This is a genomic window from Brevibacterium sp. UMB1308A (genome assembly GCF_030230605.1).
GTDB lineage: Bacteria > Actinomycetota > Actinomycetes > Actinomycetales > Brevibacteriaceae > Brevibacterium.
In genome coordinates this window covers 14,093-35,068 of the sequence record NZ_JASPDO010000018.1, presented here as the reverse complement: position 1 = coordinate 35,068, position 20,976 = coordinate 14,093, and the positions used below count along the sequence as shown (strand labels likewise).

19 protein-coding genes are annotated in these 20,976 nt (G+C 58.1%); 11 read left to right on the top strand and 8 right to left on the bottom strand.

Annotated features, from left to right (window positions below):
• Positions 1 to 66: 66 nt before the first annotated feature.
• From QP868_RS08560 to QP868_RS08550, 3 genes are all read right to left on the bottom strand, one after another.
• Entirely contained in the window at positions 67 to 240 is a 174-nt protein-coding gene (locus QP868_RS08560) for a helix-turn-helix domain-containing protein (protein ID WP_284926156.1), read from the bottom strand.
• A gap of 363 nt (positions 241 to 603) precedes the next feature.
• The gene (locus QP868_RS08555) at positions 604 to 1,554 is read right to left on the bottom strand and encodes a DUF1648 domain-containing protein (protein ID WP_284926155.1); all 951 of its coding nucleotides are present in this window, start codon (positions 1,552 to 1,554) and stop codon (positions 604 to 606) included.
• Positions 1,551 to 1,949: a GntR family transcriptional regulator gene (locus tag QP868_RS08550; protein WP_284926154.1), complete on the bottom strand. Its 399-nt coding sequence runs from the start codon at positions 1,947 to 1,949 to the stop codon at positions 1,551 to 1,553. The genes QP868_RS08555 and QP868_RS08550 overlap by 4 nt, the downstream gene beginning before the upstream one ends.
• Before the next feature lie 161 nt (positions 1,950 to 2,110).
• Between QP868_RS08550 and QP868_RS08545 the strand changes: the two genes are divergently transcribed.
• A complete protein-coding gene (locus tag QP868_RS08545) occupies positions 2,111 to 3,250 on the top strand; it encodes a hypothetical protein (protein WP_284926153.1) in 1,140 nt (379 codons plus the stop codon).
• Between the two features lie 81 nt (positions 3,251 to 3,331).
• On the opposite strand, the gene QP868_RS08540 is transcribed toward QP868_RS08545, so the two are convergent.
• Complete coding sequence (locus QP868_RS08540; RefSeq protein ID WP_005886114.1) at positions 3,332 to 3,721, bottom strand: DUF4870 domain-containing protein; 390 nt, start codon at positions 3,719 to 3,721, stop codon at positions 3,332 to 3,334.
• Between the two features lie 269 nt (positions 3,722 to 3,990).
• Here QP868_RS08540 and QP868_RS08535 point away from each other — a divergent pair, with 269 nt between their 5' ends.
• Together QP868_RS08535 and QP868_RS08530 are read left to right on the top strand one after the other, a co-directional pair.
• Complete coding sequence (locus QP868_RS08535; protein WP_005886112.1) at positions 3,991 to 4,959, top strand: AAA family ATPase; 969 nt, start codon at positions 3,991 to 3,993, stop codon at positions 4,957 to 4,959.
• The gene (locus QP868_RS08530; protein WP_284926152.1) at positions 4,919 to 7,489 is read left to right on the top strand and encodes a S8 family peptidase; all 2,571 of its coding nucleotides are present in this window, start codon (positions 4,919 to 4,921) and stop codon (positions 7,487 to 7,489) included. The genes QP868_RS08535 and QP868_RS08530 overlap by 41 nt, the downstream gene beginning before the upstream one ends.
• 32 nt (positions 7,490 to 7,521) lie before the next feature.
• Here QP868_RS08530 and QP868_RS08525 read toward each other — a convergent pair whose 3' ends face one another.
• Together QP868_RS08525 and QP868_RS08520 are read right to left on the bottom strand one after the other, a co-directional pair.
• Complete coding sequence (locus QP868_RS08525) at positions 7,522 to 7,677, bottom strand: hypothetical protein (RefSeq protein WP_284926151.1); 156 nt, start codon at positions 7,675 to 7,677, stop codon at positions 7,522 to 7,524.
• A 151-nt stretch (positions 7,678 to 7,828) separates the two neighbouring features.
• The gene (locus QP868_RS08520; RefSeq protein ID WP_284926150.1) at positions 7,829 to 8,743 is read right to left on the bottom strand and encodes a DUF1206 domain-containing protein; all 915 of its coding nucleotides are present in this window, start codon (positions 8,741 to 8,743) and stop codon (positions 7,829 to 7,831) included.
• Positions 8,744 to 8,843: 100 nt separating this feature from the next.
• Here QP868_RS08520 and QP868_RS08515 point away from each other — a divergent pair, with 100 nt between their 5' ends.
• The gene (locus QP868_RS08515; protein ID WP_284926149.1) at positions 8,844 to 9,845 is read left to right on the top strand and encodes a hypothetical protein; all 1,002 of its coding nucleotides are present in this window, start codon (positions 8,844 to 8,846) and stop codon (positions 9,843 to 9,845) included.
• 58 nt (positions 9,846 to 9,903) lie between these two features.
• A complete protein-coding gene (locus QP868_RS08510; protein ID WP_284926148.1) occupies positions 9,904 to 10,263 on the top strand; it encodes a GntR family transcriptional regulator in 360 nt (119 codons plus the stop codon).
• Between the two features lie 123 nt (positions 10,264 to 10,386).
• On the opposite strand, the gene QP868_RS08505 is transcribed toward QP868_RS08510, so the two are convergent.
• Complete coding sequence (locus QP868_RS08505; RefSeq protein ID WP_284926147.1) at positions 10,387 to 12,513, bottom strand: MMPL family transporter; 2,127 nt, start codon at positions 12,511 to 12,513, stop codon at positions 10,387 to 10,389.
• A 403-nt stretch (positions 12,514 to 12,916) separates the two neighbouring features.
• On the opposite strand from QP868_RS08505, the gene QP868_RS08500 reads away from it, so the two are divergent.
• The 5 genes from QP868_RS08500 (at position 12,917) to QP868_RS08480 (ending at position 19,131) form a co-directional block, all read left to right on the top strand.
• On the top strand, positions 12,917 to 14,239 hold the full coding sequence (locus tag QP868_RS08500) for a M20 family metallo-hydrolase (RefSeq protein WP_284926146.1): 1,323 nt from the start codon (positions 12,917 to 12,919) through the stop codon (positions 14,237 to 14,239).
• A gap of 116 nt (positions 14,240 to 14,355) precedes the next feature.
• Positions 14,356 to 15,486: a hypothetical protein gene (locus QP868_RS08495; protein WP_284926145.1), complete on the top strand. Its 1,131-nt coding sequence runs from the start codon at positions 14,356 to 14,358 to the stop codon at positions 15,484 to 15,486.
• On the top strand, positions 15,470 to 17,089 hold the full coding sequence (locus QP868_RS08490) for a substrate-binding and VWA domain-containing protein (RefSeq protein WP_284926144.1): 1,620 nt from the start codon (positions 15,470 to 15,472) through the stop codon (positions 17,087 to 17,089). The genes QP868_RS08495 and QP868_RS08490 overlap by 17 nt, the downstream gene beginning before the upstream one ends.
• Positions 17,086 to 17,874, top strand: a complete 789-nt coding sequence (locus QP868_RS08485) for a hypothetical protein (protein ID WP_284926143.1) — start codon at positions 17,086 to 17,088, stop codon at positions 17,872 to 17,874. The genes QP868_RS08490 and QP868_RS08485 overlap by 4 nt, the downstream gene beginning before the upstream one ends.
• Positions 17,875 to 17,916: 42 nt before the next feature.
• Positions 17,917 to 19,131 carry a toxic anion resistance protein gene (locus QP868_RS08480; protein ID WP_284926142.1) on the top strand — a complete coding sequence of 405 codons (1,215 nt, stop codon included), beginning with the start codon at positions 17,917 to 17,919 and terminating at the stop codon, positions 19,129 to 19,131.
• A gap of 246 nt (positions 19,132 to 19,377) precedes the next feature.
• On the opposite strand, the gene QP868_RS08475 is transcribed toward QP868_RS08480, so the two are convergent.
• Positions 19,378 to 19,917 carry a PadR family transcriptional regulator gene (locus QP868_RS08475; RefSeq protein ID WP_284926141.1) on the bottom strand — a complete coding sequence of 180 codons (540 nt, stop codon included), beginning with the start codon at positions 19,915 to 19,917 and terminating at the stop codon, positions 19,378 to 19,380.
• A 106-nt stretch (positions 19,918 to 20,023) separates the two neighbouring features.
• On the opposite strand from QP868_RS08475, the gene QP868_RS08470 reads away from it, so the two are divergent.
• Positions 20,024 to 20,902 carry a CPBP family intramembrane glutamic endopeptidase gene (locus QP868_RS08470; protein WP_284926140.1) on the top strand — a complete coding sequence of 293 codons (879 nt, stop codon included), beginning with the start codon at positions 20,024 to 20,026 and terminating at the stop codon, positions 20,900 to 20,902.
• Positions 20,903 to 20,976 lie beyond the last annotated feature (74 nt).

Here is a 20,976-nt window from a genome sequence, read left to right as displayed (position 1 = left end):
AACCATCTTGCCATGTCTGACAGCAACAGTTGCCTGGCGAACAATCTCGGCGACCGATGTGCTTCGCTATCTTCCACATCCGTGCGCATCACGCAGCACTATGCCGGCAGATCGGAGATGGTTGTGGACTGTGCTGGGTGAGAATCCGAGGTGCTTGCCCACGCGTTCGAGCGACTCACCACCGGCATAGCGACGAGCCATCTCCCGCACCTCATCCGGCGGCGCTGTAGCACGCCGCATCCGTACACCCCGGTTCCGTAGCAGCAAGGCCAGTCGTCCCCACCCGATCCCGAGCTCGTTGGCAAGCTCTCGCAACGTGGCGCCAGCCTCGTACTGTCTCTGTGCCACGTCGGGCGCGCGGGAGCCTGCGCGGGAGCGGCTCCTCGCGGCCGGCCTTGAGCACGCGGATGCGAATCGACTGGTGCATCGAACCGATCCGAACTAACGGCGGGCGAGTTTCGACAACCCTTCCGCTGGCTCCACTCGAGAAGCTAATGAGACAGCACTCGTAGAACAAAAGCCCTGGTGGGATAACCCACCAGGGCTTTTGCGCTGCCAGGTTCGAGGACTGACGGGTTAGCCCGCATTAGCCCCGCTATGGCGTCACAAAACAGTGATCACCAAGGCGATTGTTGCCAGAACAAGCAGGGCGACCACGCCCATGAGCGCCATGCCTCCGGGGTGGCCAATGTTGACAGTGAGCCCGATCCCGTTGCGCTTTTCTTCCCATACTCGTGGATCTTCGCGGTTTTCATAGAAGATGCCCCACCTCCACAGATGGTCATCATCGGGCGATTGCGGACCGGAGCCTGCTGGAGTGTCCGTCAATGCGCGGCTTTGACGGACACTATCGATGACGAGCCAAATGACCGGAAGCGAGCTGGCCGCCATCAGTCCCCAAACTGTCCAAGAGATCCCGGCAGGCGTGAGTTGAACGACAGGTGCGACCGCCAAGATACTCATTAAGATCGCAGAGACGAAAGTGAGTATGGCCAGTACATGTTGTAAAGTCTTCCCTCTCTCTTCCTGAAACTTTCGGGAAGCCTTGGGGCGTCCGTCCGGAAATCGGGTGTGCTGATGTCTGCTCAGAATGACACACAGCACAACAAGTGAAAGCGTGCTTCCACATGAGATCAAGGGCAGGAGTAGCGCGCTACCCCAGCTCCTGGGCTTCCAACTGGTCACGTTTCCTTCAGCGTCGTAGTGCGTGGGCATTGGATCTGGCAGCGAGTGATAATTGATGGCCACCATGATTGGCTTTCGGCACACGGCGAACGCAACCACGGTCCAGCCGACATAGCCCAGCAAAATCAACACACTCACTTCTGGGATGCTGACGGCCGCCACCATTACCGCCCCGGCCACGATCCCGCCGACTAGAAGCCAGATCCTGTAACGACGGATCGCGCTACGTACGGCAGGCTCACCGACGCGATCGCTGGGAACACTCACCCCCAAGGGGAGCGTGGGGCGGGACATCTCCGGTACCGCGACTGTCACAGCCATTGTGAGCCCCAACGCTGCGAGCATCACGATCAACATCCAGGTATTCACTGATCCTCCTTCGGTGGGTCCAGTGACCGCATGACGTGGCCGCACATGTCCTTGAGGGCTTTAGGGGAAAGGCCCCGGGCTCGACCTTCCGCCAGCAACGTGGTGAGTCGTGATTCGAAACCTGCGAGGTAGTCTGGGGGAGCGACAGCAGTATCGCGATCAGTGGCAACGAAGCTTCCCGACTTCGCGTTCGTCGCCACTAACCCTTCGGACCGTAGCTGGTCATAGGCTTTCGATACGGTGGCCGGATTGATGGCGAAAGCGCTCGCCAGCTGACGGACCGAGGCCAGAGCATCACCGCGGTGCAACTCGCCGCGGCCTATAGCCTCCACGACGCGATCCCGAATCTGCTGATACAGCGGAACCGTCGAAAGCGGATCCAATGAGATATCCACCGTTCTTCCCACCTTCTTTGCCTTATCTGTGTTGTACATACTAATACAGATGGCACAAGAGCTGTAGGTAGAACATGGCAGTACTCAGGCTCCGCAATCGAGTAGTGATTTGAGCGTGTGCCCAGTTTTGAGGAAACTGTGTTCCTGTTCATACTTGTTTTATGCATGAACAGGATCGCCAGCACCGCTTGGCGGATGCGTTGTTAAGCGGCCCACGCGGTCGGCGGCTGTTGCTGGAATACGCGCTCGCCTCGGAACGGATCGAAGGAAAGGATAAGCGAGACGATTCACTCAGCTTGGCGGTGTTCATTGCGTCCTATCACCTCGAATTGCGCAGAGGGTCGACTTCAGGCGCGCTGATGGGTCCAGGTGCCAAGGAGATAAGAAAAACGGTGGTAACGCCGGAGGAGACCGCCGCACGTTTAGAGGGCGTGACTTTGGCCGAGGTGACACCGAGGTCTTTGCTGTCGGGCTTGTCGTCGTCGGTGGAGATGGCGGCATATTGGCAGGAGCCCCAAGGTGACGATGTTCTGGCTGCGACAGACCCCATGCGGGCCGGATTGCGCCGGGTCGCCGAACACCTCGCGGCCTCGACGCACACAGACTGGTGGACCACTCCAGTGGAGGCGTCCTCACAATGCACTGTGCAATGGGACGGTGAATTTCGCAGGGTTCCGGAAGACCCGCTGCGCGTGTTGCGCAAAGCGCGGGCAAAAGATGCAGACGAGGAGAAGTTGGCTGCCCGCGAGCGCCCCACGGATCCAACAGCATCGGGGAGCGGGATTTGGTGGTCTACGCCTCCACGGGAACTCCCGTCGTCGACTCGGGAGATGTTCGACACGAGCCCGGTGGGATTGTGGCTGGTAGAGGACAGTTTGGGGTGGGAGACCGCAGAAACCCTACGGCTGGAAGTTCCTGAGGGACTGCGCGTGTATGAGATCGATTCGGCAGAGGCGTGGGCTGAACTGTGCAGGCGGTTCCCGTTTGAGCAAACAGCACAGAAACGTCATGACTGGTATCTCACCACCGGGCGAAACGGAAAGTGGGTAGTGCCAGACTGGGCGAAGGTCGCTGAGCATTACGACGCGGTCCACCTCCAGGTCGCTGCGTACCTTGCGGCAGCGGGGACAGCGATTCCAGTTGATGCTGACACAGCGACAGTGATTGCTGGCTGGGGGCCAGACGAAACCTATTGGTTCACGCCGCGTGTCAACCACCTCGGCACCCCTACCGCGTGGATCCTTACGGAAGTCCTTACGGAAGATAGCATCGACTACCTTTGGGAGCGCCGGCCCAACTAGGTTCCGCACCTCGGCACCCCTTGGGGCTGTTCGTGGTGCCCTTCGAGGTTCGGTAGTGGCGGGTCTGGCTGTCCGCCGACCTTAGCGGAGCAGCGGGAGCGTGAGTGGGTAGCGGTACATCTCGTGGCGGGAAGCAGCCATCGCTGCCAGGATTGGGATCACGATGCTGACGATGTAGACGATCGCCCAGATGATGAAAGATACGGGCAACAAAATGACGGTGAAGGCGAGGACAGTGGCGGCCGCTGAGGCGAGCGCCAGGGTCACTGCGAAGTTGAAGGATCCTGCGGCTGCATTGCGCACGAAGTCGCTTTTGTCTTTGTAGATGAACCATACGATGAGCGGTCCCACGAAAGAGAGCATTCCCACGCTCACCACCGAGGAGATGATGAGTGAAAGGTGGGACAGGATCGCCCAGGTACGTTCGGTCGACGGATCGGTGGTCTGATGCGTGCTGTATGTCTCGTTCATGTCTTCTATTCTTCCGTGCGCGGCTGCGTGTGACCATGCGGTTTTCCTCCAAGTTCTAGCGGATGCAACCCGGAAAAGACGTGCCTGCGGTATCTTTGGGCGCAATACACGCTGGAGGAAAACGACATGCCCACCACTGCGAAGCCCTTTTCCGCGCTAATCGTGCTTTCAAAAATCCGTTTGCAACACGCATGCCCATGCAGAAAATAATGTGAAGGTATCCTTATATGAAGAAAGTCTGACGACGCAAGCGCTGAGGGAGGTGCGCCATGGCTGGCAACGGACAACACATTGCGGCGATGGTGCGTAGCCATGCGTCTGGTGATGACGATAGTTTCTATTCGGTCGCGCTCCAAGTGGCTGCTCGAGAAGCCAAAGCTGGTCATCACGTGCTTGCTAACGACATCAAAAAGGCTGTTGACGCCTCTCGCGAACGTGAGCCTGTTGGCAAGATCACACCGCTTGCGCAGCCTCGTGGCGAACTTGCTGAATTGGTCGAGGTGACATACGCCGACGTGCGATTGCGAGAGCTGGTCGCTTCAGCCGAACTTGCCACGCAGATTAAGCAAGTTCTCGCCGAACAACGTCAGCGCAAAAACCTGCTCGAGTACGGTTTCGCCCCGGCGCATCGGTTGCTTTTGGAGGGACCGCCTGGAACCGGGAAGACGATGACCGCTGCCGTACTCGCCACCGAGCTTGCTATCCCAATGTTCACAGTCAGGCTCGATAGCCTAATGAGTAAGTTCATGGGTGAGACAGCCAGTAAACTTCGCCTAATCTTCGACTCTGTTGCCCATCGCCGTGCCGTCTATTTGTTCGATGAAATCGATGCTCTTGGGGCTGACCGTTCCGGGAATGATGTCGGAGAGGCCCGTCGGATTCTGAACTCATTCCTTGTTTTTTTGGAGGAAGCGAGCGCTGAGTCGCTCGTGCTCGCGGCTACGAACCATCGTTCGATCCTCGACAAAGCGCTCTTCCGTCGGTTCGACGCGGTCTTGACTTACTCTTTGCCCGACGCGCGACAGGCGGTAGCCGTCATGCGAGCACGTCTCGGGACGCTTGCTAGCGGGACAAGCATGGCAAAACTGGGCGAATATACGGTCGGACTGAGCCATGCCGAGCTTGTGAAGGCGGCCGAGACTGCAGCAAAGACGATCTTGTTGCGTGGCGATAACAGGGTCCAAAGAGAAGATCTCATTGTCGCACTTACCTCGCGTAGAACGGCAAGCCTTGGCTGAGGCGCACCGCAACCTCGACCACCTGTACATTGAGGGGTACGTAGAAACAGCAGACTTTCACCGTGTGGGTGGGGGACCTGATAAGTCGATCCGCCAAGTCAATCGTCGCGACCATGGGACTCGGCTAAAGAAGGCTGCTGAAAATGTTTTCAGCACCTTCGACCAACAAATGACAGATCTCGAGATGCCCTCCTATGAGGAACTCCGGGCAACCGGCACGATCCTCGTTCTCGAGGGAGAAGGATCTGCGTATCCTTTGAAGGTCGAGTCCCTCAACTCCTACACAGGAGGAAAAGTACGTAAACCGAAGTGGCTTCTTTTGTCGGTGCGTAAAGCTCAGGACGAAAACCCCGAGACGGCAACTGTCTGGATTTCCGACTCCTACCGCTCGCAGTTCCTGAAGCTCTTCGAGGACTACCTCAACGATGAGAAAAACACCAAGAAAGGTCGACCCAAAAACCAGGATCTCGTCGCGAACATTGCACGCATTCGTCAGGCAGTCCTTGACGACCTCTGGACTTCGGAGATGCAGCCGCTGAAAACTGGACTCCACTGGTGGGAACTGTGGCTTGACGACAGTGGCGCACACCTCGCCGACTGGGAGCGCTTCGTCACTACGCACCAGCTTCAGACTCGTCGTAGCGAATTCCGTTTAGGAGACCGCCTTGTTGTCTGGGTAAAAGCATCATGGTCCCAGCTACAGATCCTCCCGTTCACTTCGGTGCCTCTGGCCGAAATCCGGCACCCCCAGTTCATCGACACAGTGGAAGACCTGAGCACTAGTGAGCAGGACGAGTATGTTGAGGATCTAGCCCAACGCATCATTCATGCTTCGGCAGATGTGCCAACCGTATGCCACCTGGACACGGGAGTGCTTCGTACTCACACTCTCCTTGGAGGGTCCTTAGCGCCCAACGATCACCACTCGATCTTCGGTGGATCAGGAACAGACGTTCACCCGAGTGGGCATGGCACCTCGATGGCCGGTCTCGCGTTGTTCGGAAACATCGATTCGTTGCTCACGGCACGGACTAGTGTTGCCCTTCGTCACAGGTTGGAGTCAGTGCGGATGTGGCCGGGACCCGGTGACCAGTTGATCGACCCGATCGACTACGGCACGGCGACTGTCGAAGCGGTCTCGCATCCGGAGGTAGCTCGACCCGATCGACATCGCACATTCTGCTTGACGTTGAGCACCGATCCCGACAAACCGGGCGAACCAACGCTATGGTCCGCGTCAGTCGACGCACTGGCGGCCGGCACGGATATCGTCCGGAGAGGAAACGAACTCCAACTGCTTTCAACGCCAGATCCCGCGTCTGGTCGACTCATCGTTGTCGCGGCAGGAAACGTGCCGGACTACGCCACTGATCATCATACGAACTCCGAAAACTCGCCAATCCAAGACCCGGCTCAGGCTTGGAACGCACTCACAGTCGGTGCGTACACCGAACTTACTGATGCTCCATCGCACCCGCAATACTCAGGTTGGAACGTCTTAGCCGAATCCGGCGACATCTCTCCGCACACGACCACGTCGCTTTACTTCAACATGACGCGCTGGCCGATCAAGCCGGACATCTGCATGGAAGGAGGTAACGTTTTGACAGATGGCGCTAGCACGTTTGAAGATAAATTGCCTTCGCTGTCGTTACGTTCGACTGGGCACAAAAACGATGTTGCACTGACTTCGGCCAATGCCACGAGTGCCGCAACCGCACAAGCCTCGCGATTGGCGGCCATGGTGATGGATCGGTACCCATCGTACTGGCCTGAAACTGTGCGTGGGCTGTTGACACACTCCGCAGAGTGGACCGATTCGATGGTTCAACAACTTGCTAGCGACCAAACCAAAACTGGGCGCCAGATACTCCTCCGCCAGTTCGGCTGGGGCGTGCCATCGGAAAAGGCAGTGTTGAATTCTAGGCGAGACGCGGTCACACTCATCGCTCAAGACAGCTTCGTTCCGTTCAGCGGAGACAAGTACTCGATGCGACATTTTCGCCTGCACGCGCTACCGTGGCCAACCGATGTCCTCCAAAGTATCGGTGCGGCCGAGGTGCGCCTTCGTGTCACCTTGTCCTATTTCATAGAGCCGTCTGCGTCTCGACGAGGTTGGCGCAGCAAGTACCAGTACGCGTCCCATGGTTTGCGGTTCGACCTCCAGGGGCGTTTGGAAAACGAAGCCGAGTTTATTCAACGAATTAATCGGGAAGCGCAGAACGAAGAAGGCGGTCCACGATTGAAGGAATCAGACCGTTGGTTCCTGGGCGAACGAGCGCGACACTTGGGGTCGCTTCACCAAGACGAATGGATTGGCACCGGTGCCGAACTAGCCCACTGCAACAGTGTCGCGATATATCCAGTGGGCGGCTGGTGGAAGAATAACAGTCGCAAAGACCGCCGCGACCTGCCTGTCCGATATGCGCTTCTGCTTTCGCTCCAAACGAAGGAACAAGACGTAGACCTTTACACGCCGATCGCTACTCAACTCGAGATTCCGGTCATGGCTGAGATATCTGCGCCGTAAAGCTACTCGGGGCGCTTAAGAAGCGGTTGCTCCTAGTCTTTGTGTACTTCCATGGGGTCAGTTCGCACCCAGGTGGGTGTTTCTTTGGTCAGCGTTGAGTCGGGGAATCCGGCTTCAGCCTCGTCTGCCCAGCGTTCAACGTCAGCGTCGGTAAATGCGACGCCGTTGACATCAGTGTATTTCGTCATCGTGCGTTCCTCATTTCTTGCTCGAAGCCCTTTGAGAGGTAGTTCGTGTGAATAACGAACACCCCGCCGGGGACATGGATTACTACCAATTCGACGCTACGGCCAACGTGATCAAAACCGATCACACCCCAGCGTTGCGGTTCCGTGCCAATCAATCCGCTTTTTCATGCCGGGCATTAAACGCCCACACCAAGCAGAAACAGCCGAAAGCGACGATCCCCAACGCCATTACCGTCAGCAAGGACGGTCCGAACGGCTGATCGACCAACGTGCGCAATGCCGAATTCGTGCCACCGGCCGCCTCGGGGTCATGCGTGATTGATGACCACATGAACAGACCACCCACAAAGATGATCGCGACCCCTTTAGTGATGTAACCAATCTGGCCCAGGCGCTTCACCCACAGGGCGACGCCCCCATCCAAGTCATCCTCAAACGCCTTCTTCACCCCAGAAACAATCTGGCCCACGCCAACCGCGGCAATGACAACACCGGCCAGAGCGATGATCACGACACCGCCAGGCATTCCCAACACCTGGCCCACCATGGACTCTTGCTTTTCTTCGCTATCCCCGCCAGCACCCGCAACGGCCTGAACGGCACTGGCACACAAGAACGCGTACACGGCACTGCGACCCACTGACGCAATCCTTTTGAACAACCGCTTTGCACCCGAATACTGCTGATTGCCAATCGCTGCTTCAATGAGCTGCCACACCACCAGCGCAGCCAATCCAACCGCACACACAATCAGCACCACGTATCCAAACGGTTGTTGTGCAATCTGCTGAGTCGCCCCGGAGTTAGAGGCTTCCTGTCCGCTGGTACCTCCGCCCCACGCGATCTGCACACAGATGAACGCAATGACCAAGTGCACTACGCCGTAGGCAAGTAGACCTACTGTGACAAACCCGCGATACACCGGATTCTGCTGGATCACTTCACCGGCTTTTTCAGCTGTCTCACTATGTGCGTCACCTGCTTTGTGGGCGACGTTTTCCGCTTTGTCTGCAACGTCTTGTGCCTGGTCAGCCACGTCTTTGGACTTGTCTGTGAGGTCGCTCATACCTCAAATTTACCGGAGCGAACGCGGAAAACCACTTGCAATCGAGTTTTGTATCAGTACATACTATGTATTGATACATACAGCTACGGAAGGAAGTGACATGAACACCACGATCTGGATCATCATTTCAGTGGGGGTGCTCTTTGCAACAGCCCCCGTCACTAGCGGTATGCGCAAAGTGAATGAAAAAGAACTCGCCAAATACGCAAACAAACAGAAACTTCCAACCCCTAACCACCTCCGCCCGGCCCTCATCGAACGAATCACACAACGTGAACGTGCGGCCTTGACCTGCGGAATTGCTGGAATCGTCATCAGCTTCGTGATCGGTGCCATTCTGCAGACCGCATTCGGCGGCTGGGACGCCGACATGCCAATCGCTGGCCCCCTCACTCTCATGGGTGTGGGATTCGGTGGAGGACTGGGCGGCCTCGTCGCCACCTACCGAACCAAACCGCTTGCCCCTGAACAACCTCGGGTAGCCCGCCCCATTGAAACAACCCTTGGCGACTACGTCAGCAAAGGTGAGCGGGTCGCACTGTGGCTCGCGCCTGTCAGCATCGCCCTGAGCACCGCCGCCATGTGGATCATTGCCGCCCGCACCCCCGGAGTGATTGCCGAATACAGCAACCAGTTCGTGATGCTCACCGTTGTTGCAGGGTTCCTGCTGTTGCTGTGGGGAGCCATGCTGTTCGCATGCACGCACATCCTCAACCGCCCACAGCACGCCGGCGATGACTTAGAACTCGCCTGGGACGACGCCGAACGCACCGTTGCACTACGCGGACTCATCGACAACGCAATCGCCATGGCCATGGTGTCAGCCCTGGTCACACTGGTGGGCGTTGCCAACGTGATCATCAGCCCCCAGGTGCGCGAAGGCGCCCAAGACCTCACCGCTGGACTGGGAGGACTGGCCTTTATCACTGGCCTGGTCTGCTGGGCGATTGTCCTGATTCCATACCTGACCGGTCGTTTCAACCCCACACCATGGCGCAAACTGTGGGCCGGGAAAGACTTCGGATCCACCTCGGGGGAGGCAGCGCACACTGACGCGACCGGCACGCACGCAGCTGCGAACACCTCGGACGAAAACGTCTGACGACCACCCTGCCAGACCTAACAGACCTCACAGAGACCTGACAGAAAGGACGGATGCCATGTTGCGCATTGACCCCGCAGGTGCGACACCTCCGTACGAGCAACTGCGTTCGCAGCTCATCCAGCAGATCGAGTCCGGCGAACTCCCGCCCGGTTCCCGCCTCCCAGCCGTGCGACGTTTGGCCAGCGACCTGGGGATCGCACCCAACACGGTCGCCCGCACCTACCGCGAACTCGAAACCCAGGGGTACGTGAAAACCGCGGGTCGGAAGGGAACGATCGTGAGTGAAGACACCTCGGCCGCGCCTGCACTCACGGCCACCCGCGACTTCGCCCGCCAGCTTGTGGATATGGGTATTGATGCGGAGTCGGCGGTGCGGATGCTTCGCCGGGCATTCGCCGAGGTGGCCCAGCGTTAAGCGCCTCCCTCAAGTAAGTGCCCCGTAAGTTGGAAGTGCCCCCGAGGTGGATGTTCCGCCTCGGGGGCACTGGGCTTTTTGCGCGGTTGGTTGGCGCGGTTGTGTGGGTGGTTGGGTTGCGGGTTAGCGCGAGCCGACGTTGGGCGCCTTGCTTGGCCACCAGATCTTGTCGCCCATGAGGGTGAAGATCGACGGCACGATCACCGCGCGCACCACCAGGGTGTCGACGATAACGCCTACTCCCACGATCAGACCCAACTGGCCCAGAGTGACGAGCGGCAGGATTCCCAAAGCCGCGAACACCGCTGCCAGCACCACACCCGCGCTGGTGATCACGCCACCGGTGTGGGTGATCGCTTCGACCATGCCGTCGCGTGTGCCGTGGACCTTCGCTTCAGTCCGGGCGCGGTGGACAAGGAAGATCGTGTAGTCGATCCCCAACGCCACAAGGAACAGAAACGCAAGCAACGGCACCTGCAGGTCAAGGGCTTGCTGGCCAAGGAAAACTCGGCTGAGCCACGCGCCGGCACCAATCGCGGCGACCGTACTTGTGAGGTTGACCAGCAACAGCAGCACCGGAGCCACGATCGAACGCAACAACACCAGAAGCACCACGAAGCACACGCCCAGAATCAGCGGGGCGATCAGTTTCAGGTCTCGCTCATTCCCGTCGCGCGCATCTAAGTCCTCAGCGACAGCGCCACCCACAACCGCCTCGGCGTCCGAAACCCCGTGGACAGCCTCACGCAAGTCTCGGATCTGCGCCAAACTTTCCGCGGTACTTGGCGCGTATTCGCTGGTCACCATGATTTTGGTGAGCGTGCCGTCGTCAGTTTCGGCAACTGGGTGGGCGCGCACAATGCCTTCAGCGTCCTCCACTTTGTCGACGACGTCTTGGGCCTTGTCGGTGTTGGCGACCACCCATATGGGCTGGGCTTCGCCCGGTGCGTAGTGCTGGGAAAGGACCTCGAACCCGGTGGCCGATTCGGACTTCACCCGGAACTTCTCAATCTGATCCAGCCCCACCGACGTGCCCAGTAACCCGGTCGCCATGACACCCAGCAGCGCTAGTCCCGCTAGCAGGCTCACGGCAGGTTTGCGCACCACGTTGCTGGCCACCCAGCGCCAGAAGGATCGCTTTTGTGTTGCGGTGTTCTGTGTTGTGGCGCGGGTTGAGCCCGAGGTGGTTGCCGGGGTGTTTGGTGTCGCTGTGTTCTGTTCCGGCTTGGGAATGAAGGGCCAGAACGCTTTTCGCCCGCTGACCGCAAGCAGGGGTGGAAGCAGGAACAGCACCGCTGCGAGCGCGATCACCAGGCCGATCGCTGAGGCAATCCCAATGCCGCGGGTACTCGGAATTGCAGCGACCACCAAGATCAGGAGCGCCAGAACAACCGTGAAGTTCGAAGCCAGGATCGCGGGCACCGTACCGCGCCACGCATTGCTCAAAGCGGTTCGGTGGTTTGGTGTGCGCAGTAGTTCTTCGCGGTAACGAGAGATGAGGAGCAGCGCGTAGTTCGTTCCAGCACCGAAAACCAAAACACTTATGATCCCGGCATCGAACTGCAGGTCCCACGTGGCTCCGGCGGCTGCGGTGACTCGCCCAGCCAGACCGTCGGCCATGCCCACTGCGAACAGGGGCAAGAGCCACAGAATAGGGGAGCGGTACGTCAGGATCAGCAGAACCGCCACGATCCCAATCGTGATCGACAACAGCAAAAAATTCGCGCCATCGAACGCGCCAGCCACGTCCGCACCAAACGCCGGACCACCCGTGACCTGCAACGACATGCCAGCCGGCACCTTGTCAGCCAGGATGGCACGCAGACCGTTAACGACCTCGGCGTTTTCAGTAGACGCCTCACTTACCTGCATGTCAGTGACCAGCAGGGCTGCTTTCTTGTCTTCACTGGGTAGCGGTCCGTTGGATTCAGCGCCGAGGTGGTTATCAAGTACCGGCAGAAGGTCCTTCAGTTGGGCGAGCTGGTCTTCAGTGAGCTCCGCGCCGTCGTCACGCGAAGCCACGACCAGGATCGTGCCACGGTCAGCTTCTGGGAACTTCTTCATGAGTTCCGCCGTCTGCGTGGATTCGGAGTCAGCGGGGGCGAGGTTGGTACCCACCGGGGCCTTCGCCTTTCCAAACACGCCAAACAGTGCCACGAGTATCAACAGCGAAACGCCCAGTGTGATCCACGCGCCACGACGGGATGTGAGGCGATCCGCAAAGGATCGAGAGTCAGTTGAAGTAGTCATACATCCAGCTCACCAAGGTTTGCGCGTGTGCACATCGCGCCAGTGGTTGAACGTGGAATCCACCAAAAGGTTGATTGGGTGGTAGTTCTGGGGTGGTGGCTCGGGTGGTGAGAGTTGGGTGAAAACTGCGTTTGGATACAGTTCAGATCTTGGACTGTATCCAAATGACCGGTTTTGTTCGCTCAAAGTGAAAAAAACTGGCTGTTTCGCTACAGTCGAGCGCGTTTCCGGTGCTCGACTGTAGCCAAACGCATCCAAGCGGGTCGGACCTACGACACTTAGACCCCACACGCAAAGCACATCAAGAACTACAGTCTGGACACGAACCTCGCTTGGAACCGCCCATGGCTACGATCGGGAACCAATACCGAAAGAGTCCACGCTACGACAGTGAGGTTGAGCAATGACGCAGAATTCAAAGCCCGAGCCCAGCACCGGTGCCGTAAAGCCCAGCACCCACCGGCCCATTGAACCTGATGCCGAAGCACTGGAATCAGCAATCAACCAACTGTCCACTTACACTGACTCAGCGCAAGGTGGCTGGACCCGCCAAGTGCTCAGCGAACCGTACAAGGCGGCCCGCGAATTTGTAGCAAACCGCATGAAGAGCGCAGGCTTGGAAGTCCATACCGACGGCGCGGGCAACATCATCGGTCGCCTGCCTGGACTGGCCAGTGAGCGTGGTACTAGGCTCAAACCGCTAGTCACGGGCTCGCATACGGACACAGTTGCTTCCGGTGGCCGGTTCGACGGAATCGTGGGCGTACTGGGTGCCATTGAAATGGTCGAAGCGATGCGTCGTGCAGGAACGCGTTTCGAACGTGACCTCATTGTCATCGACTTCTTAGGCGAAGAAGCCAACGACTTTGGAACCATGTGCGTGGGATCAAACACCCTGGTGGGAGGCGTGACCCCGGCAATGCTGGACTACACCGACCCCAACGGTACAAAATTTGGCGATGCCTTGGCACGCTTTGGTGTGGACCCCAACGCTGCGCTTAGCAACGCGTGGCAGCCCGGCTCCTTCCACGCCTATATTGAATTGCACATTGAACAGGGGCCACAGCTCGAACGTCACAACACTCAGATCGGTGTGGTTACAGCGATTACGGGAATCTCGCGTTTCATTGCCCAGTTCAGTGGGCGCAACGACCACGCGGGCACCACACCTATGGACGTGCGCCACGATGCTCTCATGGCCGCGGCCGCCTCGGCGTTGACGGTCGAACGGGTCACGTGCGGCGCCCCCAATCACGGGGTAGGAACTGTGGGCCGAATGGACGCATGGCCCGGCGCGCTCAACGTGGTGCCGGGCCGGGCAAAACTGGAAGCGGAGTTCCGCTCCGTTGACAGCGACTGGTTGGGTGTCGCTCAGCGCAACATCGCTGAGCAGATCGCCCAGGAAGCCCAAGCCCGAGGTGTCGAGGTGGATATCGAGTGGCTCGAGACGATGGAGGCGGTCCCCACGGTTCCGGCGATCCGCGACGAAATCGCCAACGCCGCTCAAACTGCTGGGCTCACCTGGGAAGCGATACCTTCCGGTGCTGGGCACGACGCGCAACACATGGCCGCACTTGGTCCCATGGGCATGATTTTCGTGCCCAGCGTTGACGGTCGCTCGCATTGCCCCGAAGAGTTCAGCCACACCTCGGACATTGCCAACGGCGTGAGCGTCCTCGCTGCCACCCTTGCCCGTCTTGACGCTATGGACTTCATCCGCCAGTAGCCACAGACGCCCCCGCCCCCAGCCCGAGGTGGTAGCAGCTACCCGCGCCCCGTCACGTCTAAGGGGTCGCGAGTTAACTAACCGTTCACCAAGCGTCTTTAACCTTAAGAAGTACTATGAAAAACAAAAGAATCGCTGCCATCGCTGGTGCGACCGTCATCGTTCTTCTAGTAGCGGTGTTGGGGATCGCCGTCGCCGATCGTTTTGGCTTTAGCATCTTTGGCAAACCGAAAACCGAAGTCACAGCGGTTGTAGGTAGCGAAAAGGAAGCCTTCTTTAAAGACCCGCGCGTGGTCGAAGCGTTCGCCAACAAAGGCTTCACAGTGAAAGTGACGACCGCAGGATCACTTGCTATGGCGCAAAACGAAGCCACGACTAATAACGACTTCGCTTTCCCATCATCTGAATCCGCTGGTCAGGCGGTTCAAAAAGCATTCAAAGACAAAGCACGAAACACATACACGCCGTTCTTCTCGCCCATCGCAATTGCAACCTTTGAACCCGTAGTTCAGGTCTTGGCTAAGAACGGCGTTGCCCATGAAAACCGGGGCATTTGGGAAATCGACATGGCCAAGTACCTGGAACTGGTTAAAGAGAACAAACGGTGGAGCGACCTGAAAGACAACAAGGCGTACAAGCCCCAACGCAACGTGCTCATCACCAGCACTGACATCCGCAAGTCCAACTCCGCGGTGATGTACATGACGCTGGCCAGCTACGTCATGAACAACAACTCAGTCGTCACCGACAAAGGTGCGGCTGAAGCACAAGTCGATGACCTATCCAAACTCTTCCTCAACCAGGGGTACGCGCAAGGGTCGTCAGCCGCTCCGTTTGAACGTTACCTGAGTCGCGGGATGGGTGAAGCGCCCATGGTCATCGCGTATGAAGGTCAGTTCCTGGGAGAAGAAACCGCACAGAACTCACGCATCCGTGACAACATGGTGCTCGCATACCCAAGTCCTACGGTCTTCTCCACGCACACTGCTGTGACGTTTACGGAAAACGGCGACAAAGTCATGGAACTTCTGTCCAATGACGAAGAACTGGCCAAGCTCCTCGCCGAACACGGGTTCCGGAGCAACGGCCCGCACTCCGCTACTTTCGACAACTGGGTGCAAGAAAAGAACCTGAGCGACCGGTACCGCCCCGCCGGCGACTTCGTTGAACTGGCGCAAGTGCCATCCAGTGAAATCACCACGTTCCTTGTTGACAACATCGGGAGACGCTATGACTTGGCCAACTAGGTCTGCAACCAGCACGAAAACCAAGCGCTGGCACATCATCCGCACCCTGATCGCTGTGCTGACCGTGGGTATGCTCACGTTCGTGACGGCTGCGTGCGACGGTGGAATTGGCGGTTTCGGAGGAAACGCAAACAGCCTGAAAGTCCTGGCAGGTTCCGAAGTCAAAGACTTAGAACCGATTCTTAACGACATGGAAAAAGAAACCGGTGTAAGTTTCGACATCACCTACGCGGGAACCCTTGAAGGAACCGAAAAGCTGGTCAACGAAGGCAAGGGCGATTTCGACCTCACATGGTTCCCATCCAACTACTACCTGTCGTTGTTTGAGCAGTCGAAATCGCTTGTCGGTGAAGAAAAGTCCATCATGTCCTCGCCTGTTGTGCTGGGCCTCAAGCCAGAAAAAGCTAAGCAACTTGGCTGGTCAGAAGACAAGCAACCAGCGTGGGCCGACGTTGCAGAAGCAGCAGAAAAAGGTGACCTGAAGTTCGGCATGACCAGCCCGCTGTCGTCCAACTCCGGTTTCTCAACTGTTCTGGAAGCTGCAACAGCGCTCTCTGGTTCAGGTAACGCTCTACAGACCAAAGACGTCGAAGCCGCCACAGAAGGACTTTCCAAATTCTCCAAGGGAACCTCTCTCACCTCGGGAAGTTCAGGATGGCTAGCGGAAGCCTTCGCACAAGACCAGTCCAAAGCAGACGGAATCTTCAACTACGAATCCGTACTCAAAGGCATGGACTTTGGGGGCCAGAAGCCCGTGCTGATCGCCCCTTCGGACGGGGTTGTCACGGCAGACTACCCACTGACCCTGCTCAACGGGGCAGATGACGAAACCAAGGAAAAATTCAACAAGGTCACCGAACACCTGCTCAGTGACGAAGTCCAGCAGCGGATCACGGACGAAACGCACCGGCGCACCAAGGTATCCAACCCTGATGACTTCCCCGCCACGTTCGAAACCCCGTACCCAGCAACCCTGGACACGGTACAAAAACTCCTTGGAGCGTGGGTGGCCAACGGACGCAAACCCGCCACGATGTTCTTCCAGATTGACACCTCGGGATCCATGCGCGGAGACCGACTGGAACAACTCAAAAAAGCACTTGGAATCCTGAGCGGAACCAGCGCACAAAACGACACCGAACGCTTCCTGGCAATCCAGCCACGCGAAACACTCAACTTGGTGGAGTTTTCGCACGAGGTCAAGAGCACCGAGAGTTACAAACTGACTGACGAAGGTAACACTGACAAGGTACGCAAGGACATCGACGCCAAGATCCAGACGCTGAACGCAGACGGCGGAACAGCCATTTACTCCACGCTCCAAACCACCCTGAAATCCGCGGCAAAAGAAAAGTCGGACGACAAGATCACCTCAGTGGTGGTGTTCACCGACGGCATGAACGAACACGGTATCTCATTCGACGAGTTTAGAAACTGGTACACCCAAAATCAGGGCGTCGACGGGATCCCCGTGTTCGCAGTGAGCTTTGGCAACGCAGATTCAGACGAACTGGAGCAACTGGTCTCGCTCACCGGCGGCCGCGTGTTCGACGGAAATGCCGACCTCACCGCCGCGTTTAAGGACATCCGAGGCTACCTGTGAAAACTCGCACTCAGGCCATGATCGCTGGCGCCAGTGGAGTGCTGCTGGGGGCAACTACTGCCGTTTTGGGGCTGGGTAGTTTTGCCGGCGCCGTTGGGGTCGCAGGTATCGCCGTCGTTGCAGGGGGCGCAATGGCCACCGCTGTAGGTGTATTCCTCCACGCGGTCAGTCCCGCGCCCAGCCTGCTGGTAACCACCTCGGAAGAGGTCAACGAAAGCACCGCCACCCTGCTAGAAAACGTGCTGAACTCCACCCGCGACGTGCGGCACAAACTCGAAGAATGGCGTGGCGAACTGCCCCAAATCAAGCGGAACATGCGCGCACAGGGCGGGGCGGGGGCCGCCTCGGGAGGGGATGCCACCTCGGGAGGGGATGCCGCCTCGGGCAGGTATGGGGGAGCCTCACGGCCGGCCGAGGTGTTAGACCAGCTGGCTGGGATCCTCACCCGGATCGAAGGGTTGGCCCAGACTGAGGCCGTGCAAGAGCGCGACCCCAGTGACGGGGACCTGCTCATGCTGGAAGGAATCGCCTGCCGGTACATTCCGGAGCTCATGGACGCGGTGGATGACACGTTCGACTTCCTGGCGAAGTTCAGCGGGGGCGCGTTGAAGGATGTACAGAACAATCTGGAGACGATCCACAGTGAGTTCGGCGTGATGAGCGAGACTCTGGAACAGCTGGAGCAGGACGTGGTGCGCGGTGTGAGCCACTCGTTGGAAGTGCATTCGGAGTTCTTGCGCAGGCGACTGAAAGCTTCGGATAGCCCGTCGATTATTGATATCTAGACCCACTTAAGACCTACGTAACACCCACCCGAAAGGACCGTCATGACTCTGCAACCACCAGAACCAGCTCCAGCACCCGTAGCCGAACCACCCGTTGAGGAAGTCAAGGACGACAAAGCGCTTGGCATGTTGGAACCCTTGGACCAGGCGGTTTCCACTGAGCTGAGCCAGCGTGCTGAAAAGTGGTTGAACACCGTGGCGGCGTTGAATCCGCACAGCCAGGAGTTCCAGACGCAGATTATTGCGATTGGGAACGTGGCGCGTAAAACGTTCGAGTCCACCGCGCGGACGTCCAGCCGGTTCATGGAGAAGTCGATGCGTGACGCCAAGGCGGAAGGCAGCAAGAGCCAGCAGCAGGTGTCGAGTTCACTGTTGGAGCTGCGCACCGTGATGAACGACCTGGCGCCGTCGGAAAAGACGTTTGCGCAGAAGGCCCTGGGGTGGGTGCCCGGGTTTAACGCGGTCAAGAAGTACTTCAACAGTTTTGAGTCGAACCAGAAGCAGTTGAATTCGGTGTTGCGGTCCTTGGATGCGGGCCAGGAACAGTTGCAACGGGACAACGCGGAGCTTGCCGTGGAGCGTCGCAACTTGTGGGAGGACCTGCACGAGCTACAGCGTGCGGAAGGCTTGTTGGAGCAGATCGACGAGCAGGTTGTGGGCAAGATTGAAAGCCTGAAGTCTGAGGGTCAGGTCGAGCAGGCTGGGATCCTGGAGAAGGACCTGTTGTTTGCTGTGCGTCAGCGTCGTCAGGACATTCAGACGCAGATCGCTGTGACCATCCAGAGCTACCTGTCCATGGGTATCATCGACGCGAACAACCGCCAGCTCATCCAGGGTGTGGATCGGGCCAAGACCACCACGGTGACGGCACTGCGGACCGCGGTGATCACGGCTGAGGCGCTGGAGAACCAGAAGCTGGTGCTGGACCAGATTGACGCGGTCAACAAGACTACGAACGACCTGATCAACCGCACGTCAGACATGCTTGCGCAGAATTCGGTGCGCACGCAGAAGCAGGCGGTGGAGTCCGGTGTTGCTGTTGAGACGCTTAACCGGGCGTTCGATAGCGTGTTCAAGACCATGGACGGGATCGACCAGTTCCGCGTTGAGGCGAACAAGAACTTCGCGCAAACGATTGACGTGTTGAAGTCGCAGGTTGACCGGGCGCAGCCTTATTTGGAGCGGCAGAACGGTAACGCGCAGGTTGATGAGCTGGTCTCCGACCCGAACAACGCACAGAACCTGCTGGAGATGTAGAGGGCTGGGTGGTCTGGTGCCACCTCGGGCTGGTTCTCTTGCCCGGAAAGTCGTTTGGATACAGTCCAACTTTTCGACTGTATCCAAACGACGTCATTAGACCCCTATTTAATGACCTACGTCACTGTTTTAGGTGCTTTTCGCTACAGTCGACACGCAAAATCGAACTGGACTGTAGCGAAACGAAGCGAAAGTACCCTTCCCGAGGTGTAAAAGAGTTTCCGCACAGCCCGCGACTTTGCGCCGTTACTTCACATCAGCCTGCGCCTGAGCGATGAGTTCTTCCAGCCATGTGAGCGCGGTGTTGTGCGTGCGAATTCCATAGTCCAGCGTGGCCTTGGTGTAGTGCGCAATTGATGCGAGTTCTGCTGGCACGCTCTGGCCTTCCACCTGCGCTTGTGTGTGTTCAAGGGTCGTGGCCGAACGTGAGACCGCGTCACGAATCGATTCCAAGACGGTGACGCGTTCGGGTTCATCCAGAAGCCCCAGGAAGTAGATGCGGGTGAGCGCCGCCGCATCAAGGTCTGCGTTTTCCGGAGGTGACATCATCCAAGTGTGAAAAGTTGTGCGTCCCTGGGGTGTGATGCCGTAGATTTTGCGCTTCCGCCCCGTGGTTTCTTGCGATACCACGTGGACGTCACCGCGTTTGAGTAAGCCGTCGAGCGCGCGCTTAATGCTGCCGGCGCTGGCCGAGTAGAACAACGATGTTCCCTGCTCCATAGCTTTGATGAGGTCGTAGAGACTCATATTGCCCAAGAGAAGTAACCCCAGAATCACGTGTGCCATGACATCAAGAGTACCCCTTGTGTCGCTTAAACATATCTGATAGACATATCGCATAGACATATGCGAGTGAGGTGCTCGCATTCGAAGCTCTGGGGGAGGGCTCGTCATGAATTGGTTTATCGGAATCACAATCGTCACATTGGCTAGCGGATGGATCGGCGTGGGAATCAACGAACTTCTAGGACAACGAAACTCTGTGGATTCACTGGGCTCACTGATCTGGCTGATCACTCCGTTTCTGCTGGTAGTTGTCGCTCGAGTGACAAAACAAGTGAGCGTGCCGGGTCGGTGGAACCCGCGGTTCAAACAGTCGTGGCCGTGGTACGTGCTCGCACTGTTGGTGTACCCAGTTATCTGCGTGCTGTCGAGTGTCGCGGGTGTGGGTTCGGGCATCGCCACGTTCAACGGGATTGGCCTTACCGCCCTCAGCGGAGCAGTGGCCGTCCCATTCATCGCGATGTTCGTGAAAAACATTTGCGAAGAATCCGTGTGGCGAGGCTTCTTTGTGGGTGAGATGGATCGCCGAGCCAGCGACTGGCTGGTGTACGCAATCAGCGGTGGCGTGTGGGGCCTGTGGCACTTGCCGTACTACCTGTTCTTCTTGCCGGAAGAGCAGATGCGCACCGTGATGGACGTGTCACGTCCCGTGTTTGCGCTTTTCGCGTGCGGTGTGATGGTGCTGTGGGGCGTACTGTTTGCGGAGCTGTTTCGGCTCGCGGGGTCGATCTGGCCACTGGTGCTGCTACATGCGGTCGAGGACGTCACGGTCAACCCGCTTGTCATGGAGGGTCACCTGGTGATCCGGCCGGGGTTCGAGTGGCTGATCTCGCCGGTTGTGGGGATTCTGCCGGCGCTGTGTTTGTTTGGCCTGGGGCTTGCGTTGCGTTGGTACCGCGTGAACCGGGTGCGTGGCTCGGAAACCAGCCCGAGGTCGTCGTCCCTTCCGCGTGTTTCGGAACGTTCGGAACAGGGTGCGACTGTGTGAGGAATAAAGTGCACACGAGGGTGAGTGTGAGATTAGAGGAGTCCTAATCTCACACTAATCTCCAAATCGGCGAT